The organism is Pseudomonas sp. W15Feb34, assembly GCF_023127765.1.
Lineage (GTDB): Bacteria > Pseudomonadota > Gammaproteobacteria > Pseudomonadales > Pseudomonadaceae > Aquipseudomonas > Aquipseudomonas synxantha_A.
Genome location: NZ_SPKN01000006.1, coordinates 35,016 through 57,557, shown reverse-complemented (window position 1 = coordinate 57,557; position 22,542 = coordinate 35,016). Strand labels below are relative to the sequence as shown.

Sequence of the window (22,542 nt, the reverse complement as noted above, 5' to 3'; positions counted from 1 at the left end):
CGTCTATCGGGATTGGATAATGCTCAACCGCTCACCCACTACCATTTCGGTAATCCAGTCCACCAGGATCGAGGTATAGGCCTGTTGCGACACCGGGTCGCTCAAGGCATGGTCCGCGCCGTCGATGATGCGGTGGGTCAGGGAGTGAGTCTGCTGGCACGCCGCGCGATAACTCATGATGGTGGCATGGGGCACATGGTCGTCGGTTTCCGATTCCACAATCAGCACATCACCGGTAAATTGCGCGCAGGCGTGCAGGGCACGGTTGGTTTCGGCACGTACCAACGTGCCGCGGTAATCCATCAGGTCGGCTTTATCCAGCTCACGCTTGGGCTTGAGCCATTCCTGGTCGCGGTACAGCGCGGGCACCCGCAGCGCCAGCCAACGCACGGGGCGCAACGAAGTGAGAATTGCCGCCAGGTATCCGCCATAGCTGGTGCCCACCACCGCCACTGCCGAGGTGTCGATGGCCGGGTGGGACAGCAGCCGGTCGTAGGCGGCCAGCAGGTCGCGCAGATTGTCTTCGCGGGTGACGCGCGATAAGGGAATGCCGGTGCCGGCGTGCCCCCGCAGGTCGAAGGTCAGGCATACACAACCCAGCCCCGCGATGCCTTTGGCGCGTTCCAGGTCGCGCTCCTGGCTGCCGCCCCAACCGTGCACAAACAATACGCCGGGCACTTTGGACTTGGGGCTGAGGAATGTCCCACTCATCTGTTCATCATCTACATCGATACTGATGCTCTCGCTTCTAGCCGTCATAAGATTGAACCGTCACATACTTGAGAAGAAAGTCGCTGTTTTCGGCCGGGCCTCGGTACACCTCAATGGCATCCGCCGGCAGCGCTTGATCCACGTAGGTTTCCACCGAGGACACGCGGATGGCCTTGAGGCTCGGGTTGTTGATAAAACTCTGCAGCGCCGCGACTTCCGCGCTGCTGGCCCCGCCCATGCGCCAGGACTGTTCGAGCACGCCGCTACGGCGCTGGCCGTTACTGTCCAGGCCCTGGGCGATGTCGTAATTGCGCCGCGAGGCGTAGAACCCCGGGTAGGCTTCGTCGGCAGCATTATCGAAAACCCGGGCTTGCTCGATGGCTTGCCGCACATCGTCAGGCAGGGCCAATTGCAGCAAGTCTTCATAGTAGCCGGGCACGACCAGCAGGTTGGATCCGCCGTAGACCTCCTCGCCCTGCCCGTCCTGGGTCAGGTATTGCTCGCCGCAATAGCTGAATACGTGCTCACCGATAAAGCTCTGGCCCACGCTGTGGGTAACCACGTCGTGCAGGTCTTGTTCCAGCACCACGCCGGCGCTGAACAACTTTGCGGCGTCAGGACGCGCCACTATCGCGTCGAACTCATCGAGACTGTGGATAACTTCCTGGCCCCGTCCAGCACAGGCGTGCACCGGTTTCATACGGATCGGGCCACTATAGAGCAAGCGCGCGGCGGCGGGCTTGGCGTCTTCCAGGGCGAACACACTCAAGCCATCCAACACAACGTCGCGTACGCGCTCGCAGAAGATCAGCGACCAACCTTCAGGTGCATTTGCTTCAGGGCTCAACAGGCCGTGGCTGATCGCTTTGGTACAAATGAAATCGTGATCGACATAGCCCCCCCACAAATCTTCCGGCCCTCTGACGTCAAGCTTCAACGCCAGGGCGGGACCGACCAGAGTTTGCGTGGGTAGCAGGTACAGCTCGCGACCGGCGTGCATCTGGGGGTCGTAACTGCCACCAAACTTGAGCCCCAATATCTGCGCCAGCCAGCGGGCCAATGCGCGGTTGGTTTCAACCTCATGCAATGGCGCACCTTCGCGCGTCGAGTGTGCGACCACCAATTTGTTGCGATTTGTCGGGGTCATGCGTCCCCCTTGGCTATCCCGCCATGTGTGTGGTGGGAAAGTTGCAGGGATCAGGCCAACGCGGCTTTGTGAGGGATGTTTATCAAATCAATGAGTTGCACTAAAAGCGATGGCAGTTAGCCTGCTCTATTCTGCACGACGATGCCCCAACCCCCCTGCGTTCTGCACGATTCAAACGCCAAACCGGGTGCGGTAGTCGCTGGGGGTCAAGCCAGTAATCTTCTTGAAGAGTGCACGAAAAGCGCTGGGGTCCTGATAACCCACGGTCCAGGCGATGTGGTCGATCGTGCCGTTGGTGAACTCCAGCATCTGCCGCGCCTTGCCGACCCGCAGATGCTGGCAGTACTCGGTGGGTTTAAGCCCCGTCGCACTGCGAAAACGGCGCAAAAACGTGCGCTCTTCCAGGTTTGCCGCCTGCGCCATCGCCGCCACCGAAACATCCACTGCGCCACTGGCTTGCAGCCAATGCTGGACCTTCAGGATCGCACTGTCGCCATGCCTGAGGATCGGCGCAAAGTTGCTTCCGCACTGGCGGGCACTGTCGCTGTGTTCGATCACCAGAAAACGCGCAGTGTCGGCGGCGACACTGGGCCCCATCAGCCGGTCGACCAGGCGCAGGCCCAGTTCGGACCAAGCCATCAGCCCGGCGGTGGTGATCAGGTCGCCGTCATCGACGATGGGTTTATCCGCTTCCAGGCGCACTGCCGGGTAACGGGCCGCGAAGGATTCCGAGGACGACCAGTGAGCGGTGGCGCTACGCCCATCCAACAGACCGCTACGCGCCAACATGATCGAGCCGATGCACACACCGCCAAGCACCGTGCCGGCAGCATGCTGCTGGCGGATCCACTCCAGCAGTGCGGGCGGCGCCTGGTCTTCGGTGAACTCGCCAATCGACGGCGGTACCAGCAGAGCCATCATCGGTTGGGCCGGCGACGGGTGGCTGTCGAACACGCGCGCAGGCGTGCCGTGGGCGTCCACCTGCCAGTGGCTGACCCGCAGCAGCGGCAGTTGCGCAGATTGGTACTCGGCGGCGATGCGATTGGCGACCCCGAACAGGTCGGTCAGGCCATGCACGGCGGCCAGTTGCGCGCCCTGATAGATCAATACACCCAGTTCGAGCGTCGCGCGTTCCACTGCCATTGTCAGTTTTCCCCCTGTTATTGTCGGTGCGGCCAATTCTCAACCTCGGCGCCAGCTAAGATACTGGGCCCATCAACCCATCAGGAGGCAACATACATGGCCAAGCAAGCGCTCATCCTAATCGATATCCAGAACGACTACTTCCCTCAGGGCAAGTGGCCGCTTGACGGCGTAGAAGCCGCGGCGGACAAGGCGGCGCAGGTGCTACAGGCATTTCGACAGGCAGGCGATGCGGTGATTCACGTACGCCATGAGTTTGAAGGCGACGACGCGCCGTTCTTCACGCCCGGCTCCGACGGCGCCCGCTTGCACGACAAGGTGTTGAACGAGGGTGATGAACCGGTAGTGCTCAAGCATTTTGTGAATGCGTTTCGCCAAACCAACCTGCGCGAGTTGCTGGAGCAGCGCAGCATCACCGATCTGGTGGTGGTCGGCAGCATGAGTCATATGTGTGTGGACGCCGTGGTGCGGGCGGCGGCGGACCTGGGCTATAAGGTCACGGTGATCCATGACGCTTGTGCTACTCGCGATCAGGAATTCAACGGCCAGGTGATTCCAGCGGCGCAGGTGCATGGGGCGTACATGGCATCCTTGGCATTTGGCTATGCGGGCGTCATGTCGGCGCAGGAATACTTGCAGACGCAAACGGCGGCCGCGTGACCGCCACTTACGCCGATCACGTTAGCGTGTCGCGATGATGAACAGGCGCGGAAAGGGCAGCAACACAGTGCCATCGGCCAGGGCTGGATAAGCCAGGGCAATTCGCGCCTGATATTGCTGCAGGAAGGCGGCCTTTTCATCGTCGGTCAACGGCGCAAGAAAGGGCCGCAATGCCGACGCCTTGAACCACTCCACCACCGCCGCATGATCTGCCAACGGGTGCTGATAGGTGGTGCGCCACACATCCACCGTACTGCAGTGCTTGCTCAGCAACTCGTAGTAGTAACTCGCGGTGTGCCGCTCATTGTGTTTGACCGCGCCGATCTTCGCCGACCATGGGCCGTCGGCCGCCACTTCGCGGGCCAACCGGTGGGCGGGCTCGTCGAGATTGTCCGGGGTTTGCACCGCCAGCGTACCGCCAGGGTTCAGTTGTTTGACCAAGTGCGGGTATAGCGCGGCGTGGTCGGGCAGCCATTGCAGTGAGGCATTGGCCAGAATCACATCGAATTTTTGTGCTGGATTCCAGGCGCCGATATCTGCCAGTTCGAAGCTCAACGCCGGCAAGCGCTCGCGGGCGTCGGCCAGCATGTCGTCGGAGCTGTCCATGCCGGTGACTCGCGCTTGGGGAAAGCGCTCGGCCAGTACCGCTGTGGAGTTGCCCGGCCCGCAGCCCAAGTCGACGGCAGTGCGCACGTCGGTTTCGGGAATCGCCGCCACCAGGTCACGGACCGGGCGAGTGCGCTGTTGTTCGAACAGGGTGTACTGCTTGGCAGACCAGGTCATCGCTGCTTTCCTTCTTGTCAAAGAGGGCTACAGCCTAAATCTTGTGACCCTTGAGAACAAATGCCGCCAAGTGAGCACGCAACCGATCAAAACGCAGAGGGCTGAGGCTGCCATTGTTGCGCGGTGAGGGGGTTGTCCAGCTCCATCTGTATCAACTGGCCAACGGTTTGCCCGACCTTTTGCACGGCCATCTCGACCTTGCGGGTGGGTGGGTTGGCGAAGTTCAGCCGGATGCAATTACGGTATTTTCCCGCTGCCGAGAAAATATTGCCGTTGGCCACCTGCACATCCTGCGCTTCCAACAGTCGGTTGAGGGCGTAGGTATCGAACTCCCCGGGCAATTCGACCCACAGCGTAAAGCCGCCCTGAGGCTGGCTGACGCGGGTCCCCGCCGGAAAATAGCGCTTGACCCACTCACTCATCAGATCGCCGTTGCGCTTGTATTGCTTGCGCATACGCCGCAGGTGCAACTGGTAATTACCCTTGGCGATAAATTCGGCCACGGCCAATTGCGGTTGGGTGACGGTGGCGCCAGAGCCGATGAACTTCATATGCAGCACCTGGGGCAGGTAACGCCCCGGAGCGATCCAGCCGACGCGCAGGCCAGGGGCCACGGTCTTGGAAAACGAACTGCACAACACCACGCGGTTGTCTTCATCGAAGGACTTGAGCGAGCGTGGCCGCGGATAGCGATGCGACAGATCACCGTAGATATCGTCTTCGATGATCGGCACGTCAAAGCGTTGGGCCATGCGGATCAGCTTGAGCTTGCGCTCGTCGGGCATGATGTAGCCCATGGGGTTGTTACAGTTGGCGGTCAATTGGATGACCTTGATCGGCCACTGCTCCAGGGCCATCTCAAGGGCTTCCAGGTTGATGCCGGTCACGGGGTCGCTGGGGATCTCCAGCGCCTTGAGACCGGCCGCCTTGAGGATCTGCATCATCCCGTAATAGCTCGGCGAGGCGATCGCCACGATATCGCCGGGCGCGCAAATCGCACGGATTGCGGTAGACAGGGCTTCCTGACAGCCACTGGTGACAATCAGGTCGGCCGGGGTCAGGCGAACACCCGCATCGATGGACAGCCGGGCGATCTGTTCGCGCAAGGCCAATACACCCTGGATGTGGCTGTATTGCAGGCTGGTGTTGTCGCTGCGCCGGCTGATACGGGCCATGGCGGTCAGCAGCGGCTTGAGGGTCGGCACGCTGATGTCCGGCATACCGCACCCCAGTTGCACGATACCGGCGCCTTGATCGAGGCGTATCAGTTCCTGGACCATGTCCCACTGGGAAATGTCCACCGGCCGCAGGATGGGTCGGCCCATCTGTGGCAAAGGTGCCACGCGCCGGTCCGACGGCACGAAATAGCCCGACTTGGGACGCGATACCGCCAACCCCGAACATTCCAATACACGGTAGGCCTGTTGCACGGTCGTCAGGCTGACGCCGTGCTCATGGCTGAGGGTGCGTACAGATGGCAACCGCTCACCGGGCCCGTACAGGCCCTGCTCGATGCGGCTGCTGATGAATTCGGCGAGGTTCAGGTAAAGAGTCATAGGCCCGACTGTAGCTTCTGATCTGTCGCTTAAGAAGTTACAGATTGGCCTTTTTTTGAAAAATTTTCAGCATAAAACCCCAATCTGTATTCAAAAGATTGAGTTCTGCTGTATCTGCAATACACGTCGTCGCCTTGGGATGATAGGTCCCATAACAGTGCACGAGACCTTGGACAAGGTTGGTACAAATGTAGTTACAAAATAGTAAAGCAGCACTGTACGCACCAAATTTTCAGAAATGCCCTACAAAGCAAGCACCTGACAAACCAACCAGGTGTTTGAATCTGCCCAGCGAATACCAAATGGATCAAGCGCTATGACGACAAGGACGACGCTCACACCGCAGATGGCCGAGTACGAACAGAAATTCACCGATGCCGGTGAAGTTCGATGGCTGCCCTATTTGATGTACTTCCACCCCACTGACCATGCTTCCCCCGTGGTCAATACCGATTCATCCGGCTTTCGCTACTCCGAGTCATTGGGTACCCGCTATTCGGTGGTCGACGGTATCAAGGGTAATGGCCCGGTACGCCTGTTGGCGGGCAGCTCCACCGTGTTCGGCATTGGCGCCAGCGCCGACAGCTGGACCCTTGCTTCGCGCCTCACGAAGAACGATCCCCGTGGCCAGCGCTGGGTCAATTTCGGCGGCCGCAGCTTCAACTCTACCCAAGAGCTGGTGCTGTTCACCCTCAACCGGCACCACCTGCCCAAGGTGGATGAAATCGTGCTGTTCTCCGGTTTCAACAACCTTGGCCTGGCACGTCAGCCTCACGCCTATCGGGGCGAGCACGGCGCGTTTTTCAACTGCCATCAGTTTTTCGATGCCTTGACGCCACAGCAGCCGACCGCCAGCAACTGGAGCCTGTCGAATCTGTTCGGCAAGCCTCAGGAGCCCGAGCAACCCACGCCGCCGTCGATGCAGGAACAGATCGACTACGCCGCCAACCTGACCTTGCAGCACCTGGATATCTGGCGCGCCCTGGCCACCGACATGGGTGCGAAGCTGACGTTCATCCTGCAACCGCTCGCCGGCTGGGTCCGCGAGACCGGCAGCCATGAGGAAGAGCAACTGTTTGCCGAACTCGACCAACTCGGTAATTTCACCGAGGTGTATGGCGACATCCTGCAAACCTCGGTGCGCGAAGCCTACGCCCAGCGCTTGCGCGACGGGGCGCGGGCCATGGGAGTGGAGTTTGTCGACATCACGCCATTGCTGGCCGAGGCACTGGGCCCGCAAGACTGGCAGTTCGTCGACCGCATCCATTTCACCGATGCCGGCAACGACCTGGTTTCAAAACTTATTCTCGATGTCACCCGCTAAAAGGACTTGCACATGAAATCCATCAAGAAGTTTTTCCAGCGCCTGTTTGGAAAAAAGAAGAAGAAACCTGACTCCTCCATTTATCCGATGTTCTGACGCGGCACTGGAAGGTAATGGCTATGGATGGCTCGATTCCAACACGCATCCCCGCAGACGACAGGTGGCGCGAACTCTATCGTTTGGCGCTGGAGCCTGAATGTTTCCTGGATACGGAGTACCTCGACACCCTGCTGGGCAAAGACGTCGAGCCGGTGCAGCTGCCGCTGCTGTCACAGCGGATCGATGCGTGGCAGTCGGAACAGGCGTCGGCGTATGCCGGCGCCGCCACCGCCGCCGTCGAACAGCACAACGCCCGCGCTTTTGCCCAGGCATTGGCGGTTTATTCGGCACCGATGGCCTCGGTGCTCGGCTGCTGGCTGCAGGGCCTGAGCGCACCCGGGGTATTTGAAGACCCCGCGCAGCTGCGCCTGATGCAACTGTTTGCCCATGACATCGGCGTCGGCTACCCGAACGCCTCCCGCGGCCATCACTTCAACGCGTTGTTGGGCCAGCTACAGCTGACCACCTACGCCTTGGCGCCGGCGCAATTGGCGACCCTGCCGGACCTGCATGACGACGCGTTCGAACTGCCCGCGCTGTTGCTTGCCCTCAGCCGGCGCAGCGATGCCTACGGTGATGAACTCTGCGGTGTCGATTGGGCCTTGCGCGCCATCGGGCTTTGCCCGGGCTGGGCAGCCATGGGCCAGCTTGAAGGGCTGGCGCTGGAACTCGGCCGGCTGGATCTGAGCGCGTCATTCCCCGGCCTGGAACCGGCTTCGTTGCGCCATATCAGCCAATGGGTCGCGCACCGCATCATCGAGCAGGGCGAAGAGCGCCAGGCCCGTCTGCTACGCGGCGCCAACTGGCTGTTCGGCGCACTGCAACGCTGGAATGCGCGGCTGTATAACGCCTCGCTGACCGCCACTTCGCCCCAACAGGCCATGGCGCATTTGATGCAGCGTCTGGCGCGGGTGGGCGCGGTGTATCACCAGAATTACCTGATTGAAGGGCGCAGCCTGGCGCTGTGGATCGAAGAAGCGCAGCGCGACCCGTTGCCCCTGCTGGATGTGCTGTCGCGCAGCCGTTTGATCGTGCCGGGCAACTCGAAAAAAAGCCTGCTGGTCACCAGCCTGGTGGCGCCGACCGGGCGCATGTTCCGCATCTTCAGCGAGGCAGACTTGAGCGTGATTCGCCAGTGGATCGACTGGTTGCCCCAGGCTGGCGCCACGCCACAACTGCCACGCCAGCCAGTCGACAGCGCCGCCACGGTGCCCCGCCCTGACTCAGCCAGCCCTGCCGACACCGGACACTGGCCCAAGAGCCTGCGCGAAGCCTATTTTGTCTTGCAGGGGCGTGCGCTGCAGCCGGCCACCCGCCAGTTTGCCCATGCCTATGTGAGCCGTTGGCTTGAGCGTTCGCGCCAGTCGCTGAAGACGTCCGAGCGTCAATTGCCCGACCAGTGGGGCCCCAATGTGCTGCGAGCCTGGTTGCTGGACAAGCATGACCAGAACGGCCAACAGTTCGATGACAGCGACCCGGCGCAAATGCCCAGCCGTGAAGAAATCATCGAGTCGACCCTGCAACTGGCGCCGCTGACGCTGATCGACGGTGCGTGGCTGCAAGGCTTTACCGACCTGGGGCTGGCGTCTTCCCACGTGGGCTACACCCTGTTCCAGACCTATTGGGATGAATTGGGCAACGGCATCGAGGCGCTCAATCATCCGAAAATTTATCGCGATGGCCTGCGTGACATGGATTTCGAACTGGCCCCCACCGGTAGCCGTGAATTCGCCGAAGACCCGCGCCTGGACGAAGACTCCTTCCGCCTGCCCGTGTATTGGCTGTGCCTGGGCAAACTGCCGATGACGTTCATGCCCGAAGTGCTCGGCATGAACCTGGCGATGGAGCTGTCCGGCGTGGGCGGCAGCTATCGTTCGGCGCGGCGCTTTTTACGGCACTACGGGTTCAGCACGGCGTTCGTCGACCTGCACAACACCATTGATAACGTGTCCACCGGGCATTCGGCCTGGGCTGCCGATGCGATCGATGCGTACATGCGTGCGTTGACCAGTGCCGAGCAGGTCGCCGCGCAATGGCAGCGCGTGCGCGTGGGCTATGAGTCCCTGGCGCCTATGCCAGGCAAATGGGCCTCGATGTTGCGTCGCTTGCGCCTCTCATCAGCCGACCATGTACTCCCGCGCCCAACCCGCACAGCGGCTTCAAAAGGCTATCTGCATCACTTGCCGATCACGCGGCAGGTATTGCTGCAAACCCACGAACAATAACGCCACGAGGAGCAATTATGTCTTTGGTAGAAGTGCATAACGAATGGGACCCCCTCGAGGAAATGATCGTGGGTATTGCCCATGGCGCGCGCGTGCCGCGGCCGGACAAGGGCCTGTTCGCCCTCGACTACAGCGAGCACCACGACTCGCCCAATGAGATTCCGTCAGGGCCTTACCCCGAACAACTGGTTGAAGAAGCACAGGAAGACCTGGACGCCTTTGCCGCCTTCCTGGTCGGCCATGGGGTGACCGTGCGCCGGCCCAAAGAGACTTATCACGCGGCACTGTTCGGCACCGGCGACTGGAAGACCGACGGCGAATACAACTACTGCCCAAGGGACGTTCTGTTGCCGATCGGCAAAACCATCATTGAAGCGCCGATGGCCTTGCGCAGCCGTTACTTCGAACCTTTTGCCTACCGCGAACACCTGCAGGCGTACTTCGCCAGCGGCGCCAACTGGATTTCCGCGCCCAAGCCGGAACTGCCCGACAGTACCTACCGGGTCAACCCGCGCGAGGGCTCGATCATCGCCAACGATGAGCCGATTTTCGATGCCGCCAACGTGCTGCGCATGGGCCGCGACATTCTTTACCTGGTGTCGCGCAGCGGTAACCGCATGGGCTACGAGTGGCTCAAGCGCGTGCTCGGCGACCAATATCGCGTGCACGCCCTCAGCGGGTTCTACGACGGTACGCACCTGGACACCACCATCACCCTGGTGCGTCCAGGGCTGGTGGTGTTGAACCCCGAACGCATCGGCAAGGATCAGGTGCCCGAAGTGTTCAAGCACTGGGACATCATCTGGGCCCCCGACATGGTGGACACCGGTTACTGCTGGTCGTACCCGCGTGCCTCTATCTGGCAGGGCATGAACTTCATCATGGTCAACCCGTCGCTGGCGGTGATCAATGACCAGCAAGTGCCGCTGATTCGCGCACTGGAAAAACACGGCATCGATGTGGCACCGCTGAAGATGCGCCACGCGCGCAGTCTGAGCGGCGGTTTCCATTGTGTGTCCGTGGACATTCGTCGACAGGGCACGCTGGAAGATTACCGTTGAGCAGGGCATGACCATGCAGGCACTGGATTACTACTCGATCGTGCTGTTCGTGATTGCCACCTGTGTCACGCCAGGCCCGAACAACGTGATGTTGATGTCGTCCGGGGCCAATTTCGGCATCGGCCGTACCTTGCGCCATGTGGCCGGTATCAACATCGGCTTTCCGCTGATGCTGGTGGCGGTCGGGTTGGGGGCCGGGGCGGTGTTCCGCCAGTACCCGTGGTTGCATGACGGCTTGCAGGTGGTCGGCGCGTTGTACCTGTTGTTCCTGGCGTATCAGATTGCCAGTGCCCCCACCACCGATCTGGGTGACCAATCAGGCAAGCCTTTGGGGTTCACCGCTGCGGCGCTGTTCCAGTGGCTCAACCCGAAAGCCTGGGTGATGGCGGTGGGCGCAGTGCTGGCCTACACCTCGCCCTTGGGCTCGTACACGGTGCAGGTGTTTCTGATTGCGCTGTTGTTTTTTGTATTCGGTTCACCGTGTTCGATGGTCTGGGTGTTTTTCGGGCAGTACCTGCGGCGCTTCCTGACCCAGCCACAACGTTTGAAGGCGTTCAATATCACCATGAGCCTGGTGCTCGTGGTGTCCTTGATCCCGGTTCTACGAAGCCTGCCATTCGCGCAATGGTGGTCTTGATACGCAGAGAAGGTTGCCTACACGCCAGCAGTTCGATTGGCGCAGGCGACTCCATGGATTGGCGGAATGTGATGAGGATGCACAGTTAAATGGCTAATTATGTTTTAGGGATTTCTGCCTTCTACCACGACAGTGCTGCCGCCCTGGTCAAGGACGGCGTGCCCGTCGCTGCCGCCCAGGAAGAGCGCTTCACTCGCGTGCGCCATGACCCGGCGTTCCCGGCCCAGGCGATTGCCTATTGCCTGGACGCCGAGGGCATCAGCCTGGATGACCTGGAGGCGGTGGTTTATTACGAAGACCCCCAGGAAAAATTCTCCCGGGTGATTTCGTCGTTTGCCAGCGGCGGCATCGGCGGCGCACGTACGTTCATCAATGCGATGCCGGAATGGATTCGCTGGAAGTGGAACGTGCTCAAGTTCGTCGACGAGCAACTCGAAATCCTGGGCCGGGGCAAGGCGCCGCGCACCCAGGCCTCCCAGCATCACCGCTCCCACGCGGCGGCGGCGTTTTACCCGTCACCGTTCAAGAACGCGGCGGTGTTGTGCATCGACGGCATCGGCGAATGGCATTCGACCACGATCTGGCACGGCCAGGGCACCAATCTTGAACTGAAAAACTCGATTTCCTACCCCCATTCGGTGGGTTTGCTGTATTCGGCCATGACCTACTATTGCGGGTTCAAGGTCGACTCAGGGGAATACAAGCTGATGGGTCTGGCGCCCTATGGCCAGCCGATCTACGCCGACAAGATTCGCGACGAGCTGATCAATATCCGCGAGGACGGCTCGTTCACCCTGAACATGAAGTACTTCGAGTACCTGCGCGGTGAGCGCATGGTCGGCGAAGCTTTTGAAGAGTTGTTCGGTGGGCCGATCCGTCAACCCGAAAGCCCGATCTCACAGCGCGAGTGCGACCTGGCCGCGTCGATTCAAAAAGTCACCGAGGAAGTGGTGCTGGGCCTGGCCACTGCCGCGGTCAAGCAGACCGGCGAGCGCAATCTGTGCCTGGCCGGTGGCGTGGCCTTGAACTGCGTGGCCAACGGCGTGCTCAGCCGCTCGGGGCGCTTTGATTCGATCTGGATCCAGCCGGCGGCCGGTGATGCCGGTTGCGCCCTGGGGGCGGCGTTGGACTTTGCCGTCAAGCACAGCGGTCGTCCGCACCTGGAAGGTGGCAAGTCTGATGCCATGAGCGGCAGCCTGCTGGGGCCGGGCTTTGGCGACGAAGAAATCGCCCGCTTCCTGCTGGAAAACCACTACCCCTTCACCCGCTATGACGACGCCGGGCTGTATGACCAGGTTGCCAGTCGCCTGGCCGAGGGCGCGGTGGTGGGCTGGTTCCAGGGGCGCATGGAGTTTGGCCCACGAGCCTTGGGCGCGCGTTCGATTCTCGGCGATGCACGCAACCCCGAGATGCAGCGCACCATGAACCTGAAGATCAAATACCGCGAGTCGTTCCGCCCGTTTGCCCCGGCCGTGCTGGCCGAGGACGCCGGCAACTATTTCGATATCTGCGAAAAAAGCCCTTACATGCTGATGGTCGCGCCGGTCACCGACTCGATCAAATCCCAGCAGTCGCGGCAAGAAGGCGGCCCGGAGCGCGGGCTGGGCAGTATCAACAATATTCGCTCGCAATTGCCGGCGGTGACCCACGTCGACCTGTCGGCACGGGTGCAAACGGTGACCGAGGAAAACAACGCACCGTTCACCTACCTGCTGCGCAGTTTCAAGGAACGCACGGGGTGCTCGGTGCTGGTCAATACCTCGTTCAACGTGCGCGGTGAGCCCATCGTGTGCAAACCCGAGGAAGCGTACGCCTGCTTCATGCGCACCGAAATGGACGTACTGGTTTTGGGCCGTTACGTGCTGGAACGCCCCGGCCAACCGGCCTTCGTCGAAGCTGTGGACTGGCGCAGCGAGATCCCGCTGGATTGATCCTTACCTTTAACTCAATGGAGCTTTTACCGTGCTGAGATTTCTTGCGTTTCTGATGTTTATCGTCGTGTTGCTGCCCATCGGGCTGACGCGTTCGGTGTTTCACTCTTCCCGTTTCGGCCGGCGCTTTCACCAGGCGCCGACAGCCTGGGATCACGCTGTGAGTAAACGGTAACGCCCATTGCCTGAGGAACTGCGCCCATGTCAAAAGTGATCTACAAGAACCTCAACAGCTCACCGATCCTGGCGGTCGGCGGGAGTGGGGTTTGGCTTGAGGATGCAACGGGCAAACGCTACCTCGACACCTGCGGCGGTGTCGCAGTGTCGAGCCTGGGCCATGGGCACCCGCGGATCGCCGCGGCATTCGAGCGCGAAGCGAAGAAACTGGCCTGGGCCCATGCGGGCAGCTTCACCACCGCTGCCGCCGAGGAGCTCGCTGAGCGCCTGGTGGCAGCCAGTGGCGGCCTGGCGCGTGCGCAGTTCTTGTCCGGCGGCTCGGAGGTGATGGAGCTGGCGATGAAAATCGCTTACCAGTACCAGTGCGAGCGCGGCTTGCCCGACAAATCAGTGTTCATTTCCCGCCAACAGAGCTATCACGGCAGCACACTGGGCACCTTGAGCATCTCCGGCAACCCGCAGCGCCAGTCGGTATTCGGTCGACTATTTGCACCCGCCGAGTTCGTCTCCCCCTGCTACGCCTACCGTGATCAACGGCCCGACGAAAGCCAGGAGCAGTACGCCACACGCCTGGCCGATGAACTGGACGCCAGGATTCGTAGCCTGGGCAGTGAGAACGTCGCGGCGTTCTTTGCCGAGACCGTAGTGGGCTCCACCAACGGCGCGGTGCCTGCGGTGCCCGGTTATTTTCGCAAGATCAAGGCGGTGTGCGAGCGCCACGATGTGCTGCTGATCCTTGATGAGGTGATGGCCGGCATGGGGCGTACCGGGCAGCTGTTCGCCTATACCGACGACGGCATCGTGCCCGACATGGTCGCGGTCGGCAAAGGCCTGGCGGCGGGTTACATGCCGATCTCGGCGCTGTTGATCAGTGACCGGGTGCATTCGGTGATGGCCCGTGGCTCGGGTGTACTGGGCAACGGCCAAACCCATGTCAACCACCCGCTGGCCTGCGCCATTGCCCTGGAGGTACAGCAAGTCATCGTCGAAGAAGACCTGCTGACGCAAGTGCGCCAACGGGGTGAGCAACTGCGCACCTGGCTCAGGGAAAGCCTGGCTGACCTGGATATCGTTGGCGATGTGCGCGGGCGCGGATTGTTCGTGGGCGTCGAGTTTGTCGAGAGCCGTTCCACCAAGGCGCCATTCAGAGGCGGCGGCGCCTATGCCGCGGCCCTCAAGCAAGAGGCGCTGCAACGCGGCCTGCTGATTTATCCCGGCAGCGGCACAGTGCAAGGCACACAAGGCAATCATGTGCTGTTCGCACCGCCGTTTATCACCAGCGAAGGGGAACTGGGGCAAATGGTCGAGCGCTTCAATGCAGTGGTCAGGGCTGTCGCCTACTAGCGATCGAGCGGGCTTACCGGGGGACGGTCGTTGTCACCCACATTAGCTGGAAAGGGAGAAATGAAGATGCAGACGATCGAACCATGCAAGGACAAAGTCCTGCTGTCGGTGTGCACTATGGACTGGTGTGATCACGGCGTGGAATTCGCCAAGACCGTGTTCTCCAACCTCGAGGTGTTTTGCTGGGACCCGGGCGATCCCTACCCTTATCACCTGGATGATTGGGAAGGCGACTGGATCATCTCCTACCGTGGCGACTTCATCTTCCCGCAGAGCATCTACAAGAATGCCCGCAAAGGCGCGATCAACCTGCACCCGGCGCCCCCCAAATATCGGGGCCTGGGCAGCCAGCATTACGCGATCTACTACAACGATGAAACCTACGGTTCGACCTGCCATCACCTGGCCCCTTCGGTGGACAGCGGGCAGATCATCGATGTGGCGCGCTTCAACGTCGCGCCCGCCGAGACGGCTTCCTCGCTGCGCCTGCACGTGGGCGCCTATTGCCTGCAGCAGTTCATTCACCTGCTCACCGACTACATCCTGCAGGGGCGGCCATTGCCGGTTTCGCCGGAAAATTGGGGCGAGCGCCTGTACAAGCAATCGGAACTCAAGCCCTGGATGGAGAAGATTCGCGCCCAAGAGCCGGATCATCGTTGCTTCAAGTAGCTTTTTTGACCATCACTTCAAGCCGCGGTGGCTTGGGGTGCTCACTGCGCGCTGGCGCCACGGGTATGAGTGCACCTATGTTTGAGTTTTCAAGTTTTGCAGCGGCACTGGGGGTCTACGTGATCGGCACCGCCAGCCCGGGCCCAGGCAACCTGGCCATCGCCAACACCTCCTTGAACTACGGGCGCACACCGGGCCTGGCGCTGGCGGCGGGGGTTATTTCCGGGTCGTTGTGCTGGGGCGCGATGACCGCTGCCGGCGTGTCGGCGCTGTTAATGTCCAACACCCAGATCATCCTGTGGCTGAAGGTGTTCGGCGCCTGCTACCTGTTCTTCCTGGCCTGGAAGTCGGTGCGCAGTGCGCTGGCGCATAACGCCACGACGGTGGCCAAAGCGCGAGCAAAACAGACGCGCAACCTGGGCTTCTATCTACAAGGGTTGGGCATTCACCTGACCAACCCCAAGGCGGCCTTGACCTGGTTCACCGTGACCACAGTGGGGCTGAGCGTCAACGCACCGGCATGGGCGAGTTTTGTGCTGGTGGCGGCCTGTGCGTTGTTGGGTTTCCTGATTTTCTGCACCTACGCCCTGGCGTTTTCCGCCCATTCGGCAGAACCTTTTTTTGCCCGGACCCGCAAGTCCTTCGGGCTGATTTGCGCAGCGTTCTACTCGATGGTTGCCATCGGCTTTCTCAGTTCGTTGCTCTGACTCCAACTTTAAGTGGCCTCCGTACACCTGTAACCGCGAAACCCGAGTGGCAGGTGACGTGCTAAGGCCCGTTCCAGGAAAAAACCATGTCCTTGTCGTTTGATTTGATGCTGGCGTTTGCTTTATTTGCGTTTGTCACGTCCGTCACCCCGGGCCCCAATAACGCCATGCTGCTGGCCTCAGGGGTTAATTTCGGCTTCCAGCGCACCATCCCGCATATCCTGGGCATCAGCTCCGGATTCCTGGTGCTGGTATTGGCGGTGGGGCTTGGGCTGGGCGCGGCGTTTACCGCCTATCCGGTGCTCTACACCATCCTGCGCTACGCGGGCGCGGCTTACTTGCTGTACCTGGCGTGGAACATCGCCCGTTCGGGCCCGGCATCCGAAGACACTGAAGGTAAAGGCAAGCCTCTGGGGTTCTGGGGCGCGGCGGCGTTTCAATGGGTCAATCCCAAGGCGTGGGTGATGGCAATCGGTGCAATCAGCACCTACACACCGTTGCAGGGCTACACCATGAACGTGGTGATCATCGCTACGGTGTTCGCCCTGATCAATGCGCCGAGCGTGGGGGTTTGGGCAGGATTCGGCAGTGTGTTGCGCAACGTGCTGCGCAACCCGCGCTGGTTACGCGTGTTCAACTTCGGCATGGCGGCGTTGCTGGTGATATCGCTGTATCCGTTGCTGCAGCAGACGAGCTGAGTTCCGGCGCTGTATTTTTTGCACCACCAAGATCTGCGCTAATAAAAAAAGCGAAGCCAAATCAATGGCTTCGCTTTTTTGGATTACGTTCTGAAAAGCTGAGGGTCAGAACGGAATATCGTCATCAAAGCTGTCGAAATCCTGAGCCGGTTGCGGCGCAGCCTGTTGTGGCGCTGGACGCGACTCACGCTGTGGCTGCTGGGTTGGCTGTGGACGCGACTGCTGTGGACGCGGTGCCGAGTTGGACATGCCGCCCTGGCCCTGTTGGTCGCCCTGTGGACGGCCGCCCAGCAATTGCATGGTGCCTTGCATGTCGACCACGATTTCGGTGGTGTAACGCTTGATGCCGTCTTTTTCCCACTCGCGGGTTTGCAGTTTGCCTTCGATGTAGACCTGCGAACCTTTGCGCAGATATTCGCCGGCAATCTCAGCGACCTTGCCGAACATCGACACGCGGTGCCATTCGGTTTTCTCGACCTTCTGGCCGGTCTGCTTGTCGGTCCACTGTTCGCTGGTCGCCAGACTCAGGTTGGTCACGGCATTACCGTTAGGCAAGTAGCGAACTTCGGGATCCTGGCCGCAAGTACCGACCAATATGACTTTGTTAACCCCACGGGCCATAACGTTCTCCTAGGCTGGGCGCGCTGTCGGCACTGGGTTGACCAGTTGCTCGAGCGTCGCGCGATCCAATAATTCGGTGTCCAATTTGATGTAAATGGCCGCCTCTTCAGCGACCACGACTGCATCCGTTACCCCTACGACGGCCTTCAGGCGCTCTACCAGACCAGCCTCGCGGATCGCCTCGGGCGATAGCGGCAAACGCAGACTTGTGACGTAGGGAGGTTCGCGCATGGTAACAGCAAAGACCAGCCAAAGTGCAGCCAGCCCGGCGCATCCGAGGAAGACAACCGACAAACCGCCATGCTGGAACATCCAGCCACCCATGATGCCGCCCAACGCCGAGCCAAGGAACTGGCTGGTGGAGTACACCCCCATCGCCGTGCCCTTGCCGCCAGCCGGTGAAACTTTACTGATCAGCGACGGCAGCGAAGCTTCCAGCAGGTTGAACGCGGTGAAAAACACCACCGTACCGATGACCAGTGCCCGCAGGCTATCGCCGAACTGCCAGAAGAATAGTTCAGTGAGCATCAATGTCGCGACGGCGCCGAGTAAAACTCGTTTCATTTTGCGTTTCTTCTCGCCATAGATGATGAACGGGATCATGGCGAAGAACGAAATCAGCAGCGCGGTGAGGTAGACCCACCAATGCTGCTCCTTGGGCAGGCCGGCTTTTTCCACCAGGGCCAGGGGCAAGGCGACGAAGCTGCACATCAGCATTGCGTGTAATACGAAGATACCTAAATCCAGGCGCAGCAGGTCCGGGTGCTTGAGCGTCGGCAGCAGCGCCTGACGTGCGACGCCCGATTCTCGGTGCTGCAGCGTGCCGGTAGAGCGCGGCACCATAAAGGCTACGATCACAATCCCGACCAGGGCCAGGCCGCCAGTGGCCAGAAACAACCCGTGCAGACCAAAAGCGCTCGTCAGCAACGGGCCGACCACCATGGCCACGGCGAACGACAGACCGATGGTCATGCCGATCATGGCCATGGCCTTGGTGCGGTGCTGTTCGCGGGTCAGGTCCGACAGCAACGCCATCACCGCGGCGGAAATCGCCCCGGCGCCTTGCAGGATGCGCCCGGCGATCACGCCCCAGATCGAATCGGACTGGGCCGCAAGCACACTGCCAAGGGCGAACACGATCAAGCCAAGATAAATCACCGGGCGACGGCCAATGCGGTCAGAAATAATCCCGAACGGGATCTGAAAAATCGCCTGGGTCAGGCCATAGGCGCCAATCGCCAGGCCGATCAACGCGGGGGTAGCGCCTGCGAGATCCATTCCATAGGTCGCCAGCACCGGCAACACCATAAACATGCCCAGCATACGGAAGGCGAACACCAGGGCCAGACCGCTTGCCGCTCGGGTCTCGCCGCTACTCATGCGTTCGCTGTGGGGATCGTGCATGGAAAAACCTCGTGTGAACCGGCGGCGATTCTACCAGTCCCATCGATTGAGAGGGTATATGCGGCGCTTTGCCGCGCAGCTTTCATCTAAGGCTGCAAGCGGCCTTTTGACAGTGTATATTCATCCAGTCTTTAGCCGTATACTCCGGCATTATTTACGCCCGCCGTGCGAGGCCATCTTGGACAAGATCCTGATTCGTGGGGCTAGAACCCACAACCTGAAGAACATCGACCTGACCCTGCCCCGGGACAAACTGATCGTCATCACCGGCTTGTCCGGCTCCGGCAAGTCGTCCCTGGCGTTCGACACGCTATATGCCGAAGGTCAGCGTCGCTATGTGGAATCCCTGTCGGCCTATGCCCGGCAATTCCTGTCGATGATGGAAAAGCCCGACGTCGACACCATCGAAGGCTTGTCGCCGGCCATTTCCATCGAGCAGAAGTCGACCTCCCACAACCCGCGTTCCACCGTGGGCACCATTACCGAAATCTACGACTACCTGCGCCTGCTGTATGCGCGCGTGGGTATTCCGCGCTGCCCGGACCACGATATTCCCCTGGAAGCCCAGACCGTCAGCCAGATGGTCGACCTGGTACTGGCCCAGCCGGAAGGCGCCAAGCTGATGCTGCTGGCGCCCGTCATCCGCGAGCGCAAGGGCGAGCACCTTTCGGTCTTCGAAGAGCTGCGCGCCCAGGGTTTTGTACGTGCGCGCATCAACGGCAAGCTCTATGAGCTGGATGAAGCGCCCAAACTCGACAAGCAGAAAAAGCATTCCATTGATGTGGTGGTCGACCGCTTCAAGGTACGCGCCGACCTGCAGCAGCGTTTGGCGGAATCGTTCGAGACCGCGCTGAAGCTGGCCGACGGCATTGCCCTGGTGGCGCCGATGGATGACGAGCCGGGCGAAGAGATCATCTTCTCCGCGCGCTTCGCCTGCCCAATCTGTGGGCACGCCATCAGCGAACTGGAGCCCAAGCTGTTTTCCTTCAACAACCCAGCCGGCGCCTGCCCGACGTGCGATGGCCTGGGCGTGAAGCAGTTCTTCGATATCAAGCGCCTGGTCAATGGCGACCTGACCCTGGCCGAGGGGGCGATACGCGGCTGGGACCGGCGTAACGTCTACTATTTCCAGATGCTCGGGTCATTGGCCTCGCACTACAAGTTCAGCCTGGAAGTGCCGTTCAACCAGCTGCCGGCAGACCAGCAGAAGGTCATTCTGCATGGCAGCGGCTCGCAGAATGTCGACTTCAAGTACCTGAACGACCGTGGCGACATCGTCAAGCGCTCCCACCCGTTCGAAGGCATCGTGCCGAACCTGGAACGTCGCTACCGCGAGACCGAATCGGCAAGTGTGCGTGAAGAACTGGCAAAGTTCCTCAGCACACAGCCTTGCCCGGATTGCCGTGGCACACGCCTGCGCCGTGAAGCGCGGCATGTGTGGGTGGGCGAAAAAACGTTGCCGGCAGTGACTAACCTGCCAATCGGCGATGCGTGTGAATATTTTGGTGTCCTCAAGCTCACCGGGCGTCGTGGGGAAATTGCCGACAAGATCCTCAAGGAAATTCGCGAGCGCCTGCAGTTCCTGGTCAACGTTGGCCTGGACTACCTGTCACTGGACCGCAGCGCCGATACCTTGTCGGGCGGTGAAGCACAGCGGATCCGGCTGGCCAGCCAGATCGGTGCGGGCCTTGTTGGCGTGCTGTATATCCTCGACGAACCGTCGATTGGCTTGCACCAACGGGATAACGATCGCCTGCTCGGCACGTTGAAACACCTGCGGGACATCGGCAATACCGTGATTGTGGTCGAGCACGATGAAGATGCCATCCGCCTGGCGGACTACGTGGTCGATATCGGCCCGGGCGCAGGTGTGCATGGCGGACATATCGTTGCCGAGGGCACGCCTGCCGAAGTGATGGCGCATCCTGATTCGTTGACCGGCAAGTACCTGTCTGGCCGGGTGAAGATCGAAGTGCCCGCCAAGCGTACGCCGCGTAACAAAAAGATGGCACTGCATCTCAAGGGCGCGCGCGGCAACAACCTGCGCAATGTCGACCTGGAGATTCCGCTGGGCCTGCTGACCTGTGTGACCGGTGTTTCCGGTTCGGGCAAGTCGACGCTGATCAACAACACGCTGTTCCCACTCAGTGCCACCGCGCTGAACGGCGCGACCACCCTGGAAGCGGCGGCGCACGACAGCATCAAGGGCCTGGAGCACCTGGACAAGGTGGTCGATATCGACCAAAGCCCGATTGGGCGTACCCCACGCTCCAACCCGGCCACCTACACCGGGCTGTTTACACCGATCCGCGAGCTGTTCGCGGGTGTACCCGAGTCCCGCTCGCGCGGCTATGGACCTGGGCGGTTCTCGTTCAACGTCAAGGGCGGGCGCTGTGAGGCCTGCCAGGGCGATGGCTTGATCAAGGTGGAGATGCATTTTCTGCCGGACATCTACGTGCCGTGCGACGTGTGCAAAAGCAAGCGCTACAACCGCGAAACCCTTGAGATCAAGTACAAGGGCAAGAGCATCCACGAAACCCTGGAAATGACCATCGAGGAAGCTCGCGAGTTCTTCGACGCAGTGCCGGCGTTGGCGCGCAAGCTGCAAACGCTGATGGATGTGGGCTTGTCGTACATCAAGCTGGGGCAATCGGCGACTACGCTGTCAGGTGGCGAGGCACAACGGGTCAAGCTGTCTCGCGAGCTGTCCAAGCGCGATACCGGCAAAACCTTGTACATCCTCGATGAACCGACCACCGGTCTGCACTTCGCGGATATCCAGCAATTGCTGGACGTGCTGCACCGCCTGCGAGACCACGGCAATACCGTGGTGGTAATCGAGCACAACCTTGATGTGATCAAGACCGCTGACTGGCTGGTGGACCTTGGGCCGGAAGGTGGTTCCAAGGGTGGCCAGATCATCGCAGTGGGTACGCCGGAGCAAGTTTGCGAAATGCCACAGTCGCACACCGGTTACTACTTGAAACCGTTGCTGGCGCGCGACCGGGCCTGACTTTTTCTAGCCCAATAAAAAGCCCCTGTCACTTTGCGGTGACGGGGGCTTTTTTACAGCTGGGAATCAGAACTGCGATTGCAGGTAATTCTCCAGGCCAATCAACTTGATCAGGCCCAACTGTTTTTCCAACCAGTAGGTGTGATCTTCTTCGGTGTCGGCCAACTGCACGCGCAGAATTTCCCGGGTGACGTAGTCGTTGTGCAGCTCGCAAAGTTCGATGCCCTTGCAGAGCGCAGCACGAACTTTGTACTCGAGGCGAAGGTCGGCAGCGAGCATGTCCGGTACCGTGGTCCCCACATCGAGATCATCAGGACGCATACGCGGCGTGCCTTCGAGCATCAGGATACGTCGCATCAGTGCGTCGGCGTGCTGTGCCTCTTCTTCCATCTCATGGTTGATACGCTCGTAGAGCTCGGTAAAGCCCCAGTCTTCGTACATGCGCGAATGGATGAAATATTGGTCACGAGCTGCCAGTTCGCCCGTCAGCAACGTGTTGAGGTAATCGATTACGTCGGGGTGACCTTGCATCGCCCTACATCTCCCTGCTTGAAAGACTGTAGTTTGAACCATGATGACTTGAAGGTCACGGGATCAACGGCAGAAAAGTGAAGATTTCCGTAGAAAAGTAG

20 protein-coding genes are annotated in these 22,542 nt (G+C 60.6%); 12 read left to right on the top strand and 8 right to left on the bottom strand.

The annotated features are described in order from the left end of the window. Window positions 1–3: 3 nt before the first annotated feature. The 3 genes from E4O97_RS03220 to E4O97_RS03210 all read right to left on the bottom strand — a co-directional run bounded on the left by E4O97_RS03220 (window position 4) and on the right by E4O97_RS03210 (window position 3,001). On the bottom strand, window positions 4–759 hold the full coding sequence (locus E4O97_RS03220) for an alpha/beta fold hydrolase (protein WP_032879226.1): 756 nt from the start codon (window positions 757–759) through the stop codon (window positions 4–6). Beyond that, on the bottom strand, window positions 749–1,858 hold the full coding sequence (locus tag E4O97_RS03215) for a DUF3182 family protein (RefSeq protein ID WP_248160835.1): 1,110 nt from the start codon (window positions 1,856–1,858) through the stop codon (window positions 749–751). Before E4O97_RS03215 ends, E4O97_RS03220 begins: the two co-directional genes overlap by 11 nt. Before the next feature lie 171 nt (window positions 1,859–2,029). Next, window positions 2,030–3,001 (bottom strand): GlxA family transcriptional regulator, encoded by a 972-nt coding sequence (locus E4O97_RS03210; protein WP_248090814.1) that lies wholly within the window; start codon window positions 2,999–3,001, stop codon window positions 2,030–2,032. Between the two features lie 96 nt (window positions 3,002–3,097). Here E4O97_RS03210 and E4O97_RS03205 point away from each other — a divergent pair, with 96 nt between their 5' ends. Then, complete coding sequence (locus E4O97_RS03205; protein ID WP_078822456.1) at window positions 3,098–3,661, top strand: cysteine hydrolase family protein; 564 nt, start codon at window positions 3,098–3,100, stop codon at window positions 3,659–3,661. Between the two features lie 21 nt (window positions 3,662–3,682). Here the strand turns inward: E4O97_RS03205 and tam are convergent, their stop codons facing one another. Both tam and E4O97_RS03195 read right to left on the bottom strand, forming a co-directional pair. Further along, on the bottom strand, window positions 3,683–4,444 hold the full coding sequence (tam, locus tag E4O97_RS03200) for a trans-aconitate 2-methyltransferase (RefSeq protein WP_103735408.1): 762 nt from the start codon (window positions 4,442–4,444) through the stop codon (window positions 3,683–3,685). 86 nt (window positions 4,445–4,530) lie between these two features. Continuing rightward, window positions 4,531–6,000: a PLP-dependent aminotransferase family protein gene (locus E4O97_RS03195; protein WP_078822458.1), complete on the bottom strand. Its 1,470-nt coding sequence runs from the start codon at window positions 5,998–6,000 to the stop codon at window positions 4,531–4,533. Between the two features lie 316 nt (window positions 6,001–6,316). Here E4O97_RS03195 and E4O97_RS03190 point away from each other — a divergent pair, with 316 nt between their 5' ends. The 10 genes from E4O97_RS03190 to E4O97_RS03145 all read left to right on the top strand — a co-directional run bounded on the left by E4O97_RS03190 (window position 6,317) and on the right by E4O97_RS03145 (window position 16,872). After that, entirely contained in the window at window positions 6,317–7,324 is a 1,008-nt protein-coding gene (locus tag E4O97_RS03190) for an SGNH/GDSL hydrolase family protein (protein WP_005791889.1), read from the top strand. 119 nt (window positions 7,325–7,443) lie between these two features. Beyond that, entirely contained in the window at window positions 7,444–9,648 is a 2,205-nt protein-coding gene (locus E4O97_RS03185) for an iron-containing redox enzyme family protein (RefSeq protein WP_248130876.1), read from the top strand. A 17-nt stretch (window positions 9,649–9,665) separates the two neighbouring features. Further along, the gene (locus tag E4O97_RS03180) at window positions 9,666–10,709 is read left to right on the top strand and encodes a hypothetical protein (protein ID WP_005791891.1); all 1,044 of its coding nucleotides are present in this window, start codon (window positions 9,666–9,668) and stop codon (window positions 10,707–10,709) included. A 13-nt stretch (window positions 10,710–10,722) separates the two neighbouring features. Then, entirely contained in the window at window positions 10,723–11,346 is a 624-nt protein-coding gene (locus E4O97_RS03175; protein WP_248160842.1) for a LysE family translocator, read from the top strand. Between the two features lie 89 nt (window positions 11,347–11,435). Beyond that, complete coding sequence (locus E4O97_RS03170) at window positions 11,436–13,277, top strand: carbamoyltransferase (RefSeq protein ID WP_005791895.1); 1,842 nt, start codon at window positions 11,436–11,438, stop codon at window positions 13,275–13,277. Window positions 13,278–13,308: 31 nt separating this feature from the next. Then, window positions 13,309–13,452, top strand: a complete 144-nt coding sequence (locus tag E4O97_RS03165; RefSeq protein ID WP_005791897.1) for a hypothetical protein — start codon at window positions 13,309–13,311, stop codon at window positions 13,450–13,452. A 26-nt stretch (window positions 13,453–13,478) separates the two neighbouring features. Further along, a complete protein-coding gene (locus E4O97_RS03160) occupies window positions 13,479–14,798 on the top strand; it encodes an aspartate aminotransferase family protein (protein ID WP_248160834.1) in 1,320 nt (439 codons plus the stop codon). 60 nt (window positions 14,799–14,858) lie between these two features. Next, window positions 14,859–15,467: a formyltransferase family protein gene (locus tag E4O97_RS03155; RefSeq protein WP_177464533.1), complete on the top strand. Its 609-nt coding sequence runs from the start codon at window positions 14,859–14,861 to the stop codon at window positions 15,465–15,467. 77 nt (window positions 15,468–15,544) lie between these two features. Then, entirely contained in the window at window positions 15,545–16,174 is a 630-nt protein-coding gene (locus E4O97_RS03150; RefSeq protein WP_005791901.1) for a LysE family translocator, read from the top strand. Between the two features lie 86 nt (window positions 16,175–16,260). Then, entirely contained in the window at window positions 16,261–16,872 is a 612-nt protein-coding gene (locus E4O97_RS03145) for a LysE family translocator (RefSeq protein WP_032879215.1), read from the top strand. Window positions 16,873–16,977: 105 nt separating this feature from the next. Here the strand turns inward: E4O97_RS03145 and E4O97_RS03140 are convergent, their stop codons facing one another. Together E4O97_RS03140 and E4O97_RS03135 are read right to left on the bottom strand one after the other, a co-directional pair. Beyond that, entirely contained in the window at window positions 16,978–17,493 is a 516-nt protein-coding gene (locus tag E4O97_RS03140) for a single-stranded DNA-binding protein (RefSeq protein ID WP_005791904.1), read from the bottom strand. 9 nt (window positions 17,494–17,502) lie between these two features. Then, the gene (locus E4O97_RS03135) at window positions 17,503–18,897 is read right to left on the bottom strand and encodes an MFS transporter (RefSeq protein ID WP_005791905.1); all 1,395 of its coding nucleotides are present in this window, start codon (window positions 18,895–18,897) and stop codon (window positions 17,503–17,505) included. A gap of 178 nt (window positions 18,898–19,075) precedes the next feature. Between E4O97_RS03135 and uvrA the strand changes: the two genes are divergently transcribed. Continuing rightward, window positions 19,076–21,910 carry an excinuclease ABC subunit UvrA gene (gene uvrA, locus E4O97_RS03130; RefSeq protein WP_032879214.1) on the top strand — a complete coding sequence of 945 codons (2,835 nt, stop codon included), beginning with the start codon at window positions 19,076–19,078 and terminating at the stop codon, window positions 21,908–21,910. 66 nt (window positions 21,911–21,976) lie between these two features. On the opposite strand, the gene bfr is transcribed toward uvrA, so the two are convergent. Further along, window positions 21,977–22,441, bottom strand: coding sequence for a bacterioferritin (bfr, locus tag E4O97_RS03125; protein ID WP_032879213.1), 465 nt, complete (start codon window positions 22,439–22,441; stop codon window positions 21,977–21,979). Window positions 22,442–22,542 lie beyond the last annotated feature (101 nt).

Excerpts from the sequence above, each read along its gene's own strand:
- E4O97_RS03220 (WP_032879226.1), bottom strand. The coding sequence starts at position 759 with ATGACGGCTAGAAGCGAGAGCATCAGTATCGATGTAGATGATGAACAG.
- E4O97_RS03215 (WP_248160835.1), bottom strand. The coding sequence starts at position 1,858 with ATGACCCCGACAAATCGCAACAAATTGGTGGTCGCACACTCGACGCGC.
- E4O97_RS03210 (WP_248090814.1), bottom strand. The coding sequence starts at position 3,001 with ATGGCAGTGGAACGCGCGACGCTCGAACTGGGTGTATTGATCTATCAG.
- E4O97_RS03205 (WP_078822456.1), top strand. The coding sequence starts at position 3,098 with ATGGCCAAGCAAGCGCTCATCCTAATCGATATCCAGAACGACTACTTC.
- tam (WP_103735408.1), bottom strand. The coding sequence starts at position 4,444 with ATGACCTGGTCTGCCAAGCAGTACACCCTGTTCGAACAACAGCGCACT.
- E4O97_RS03195 (WP_078822458.1), bottom strand. The coding sequence starts at position 6,000 with ATGACTCTTTACCTGAACCTCGCCGAATTCATCAGCAGCCGCATCGAG.
- E4O97_RS03190 (WP_005791889.1), top strand. The coding sequence starts at position 6,317 with ATGACGACAAGGACGACGCTCACACCGCAGATGGCCGAGTACGAACAG.
- E4O97_RS03185 (WP_248130876.1), top strand. The coding sequence starts at position 7,444 with ATGGATGGCTCGATTCCAACACGCATCCCCGCAGACGACAGGTGGCGC.
- E4O97_RS03180 (WP_005791891.1), top strand. The coding sequence starts at position 9,666 with ATGTCTTTGGTAGAAGTGCATAACGAATGGGACCCCCTCGAGGAAATG.
- E4O97_RS03175 (WP_248160842.1), top strand. The coding sequence starts at position 10,723 with ATGCAGGCACTGGATTACTACTCGATCGTGCTGTTCGTGATTGCCACC.
- E4O97_RS03170 (WP_005791895.1), top strand. The coding sequence starts at position 11,436 with ATGGCTAATTATGTTTTAGGGATTTCTGCCTTCTACCACGACAGTGCT.
- E4O97_RS03160 (WP_248160834.1), top strand. The coding sequence starts at position 13,479 with ATGTCAAAAGTGATCTACAAGAACCTCAACAGCTCACCGATCCTGGCG.
- E4O97_RS03155 (WP_177464533.1), top strand. The coding sequence starts at position 14,859 with ATGAAGATGCAGACGATCGAACCATGCAAGGACAAAGTCCTGCTGTCG.
- E4O97_RS03150 (WP_005791901.1), top strand. The coding sequence starts at position 15,545 with ATGTTTGAGTTTTCAAGTTTTGCAGCGGCACTGGGGGTCTACGTGATC.
- E4O97_RS03145 (WP_032879215.1), top strand. The coding sequence starts at position 16,261 with ATGTCCTTGTCGTTTGATTTGATGCTGGCGTTTGCTTTATTTGCGTTT.
- E4O97_RS03140 (WP_005791904.1), bottom strand. The coding sequence starts at position 17,493 with ATGGCCCGTGGGGTTAACAAAGTCATATTGGTCGGTACTTGCGGCCAG.
- E4O97_RS03135 (WP_005791905.1), bottom strand. The coding sequence starts at position 18,897 with ATGCACGATCCCCACAGCGAACGCATGAGTAGCGGCGAGACCCGAGCG.
- bfr (WP_032879213.1), bottom strand. The coding sequence starts at position 22,441 with ATGCAAGGTCACCCCGACGTAATCGATTACCTCAACACGTTGCTGACG.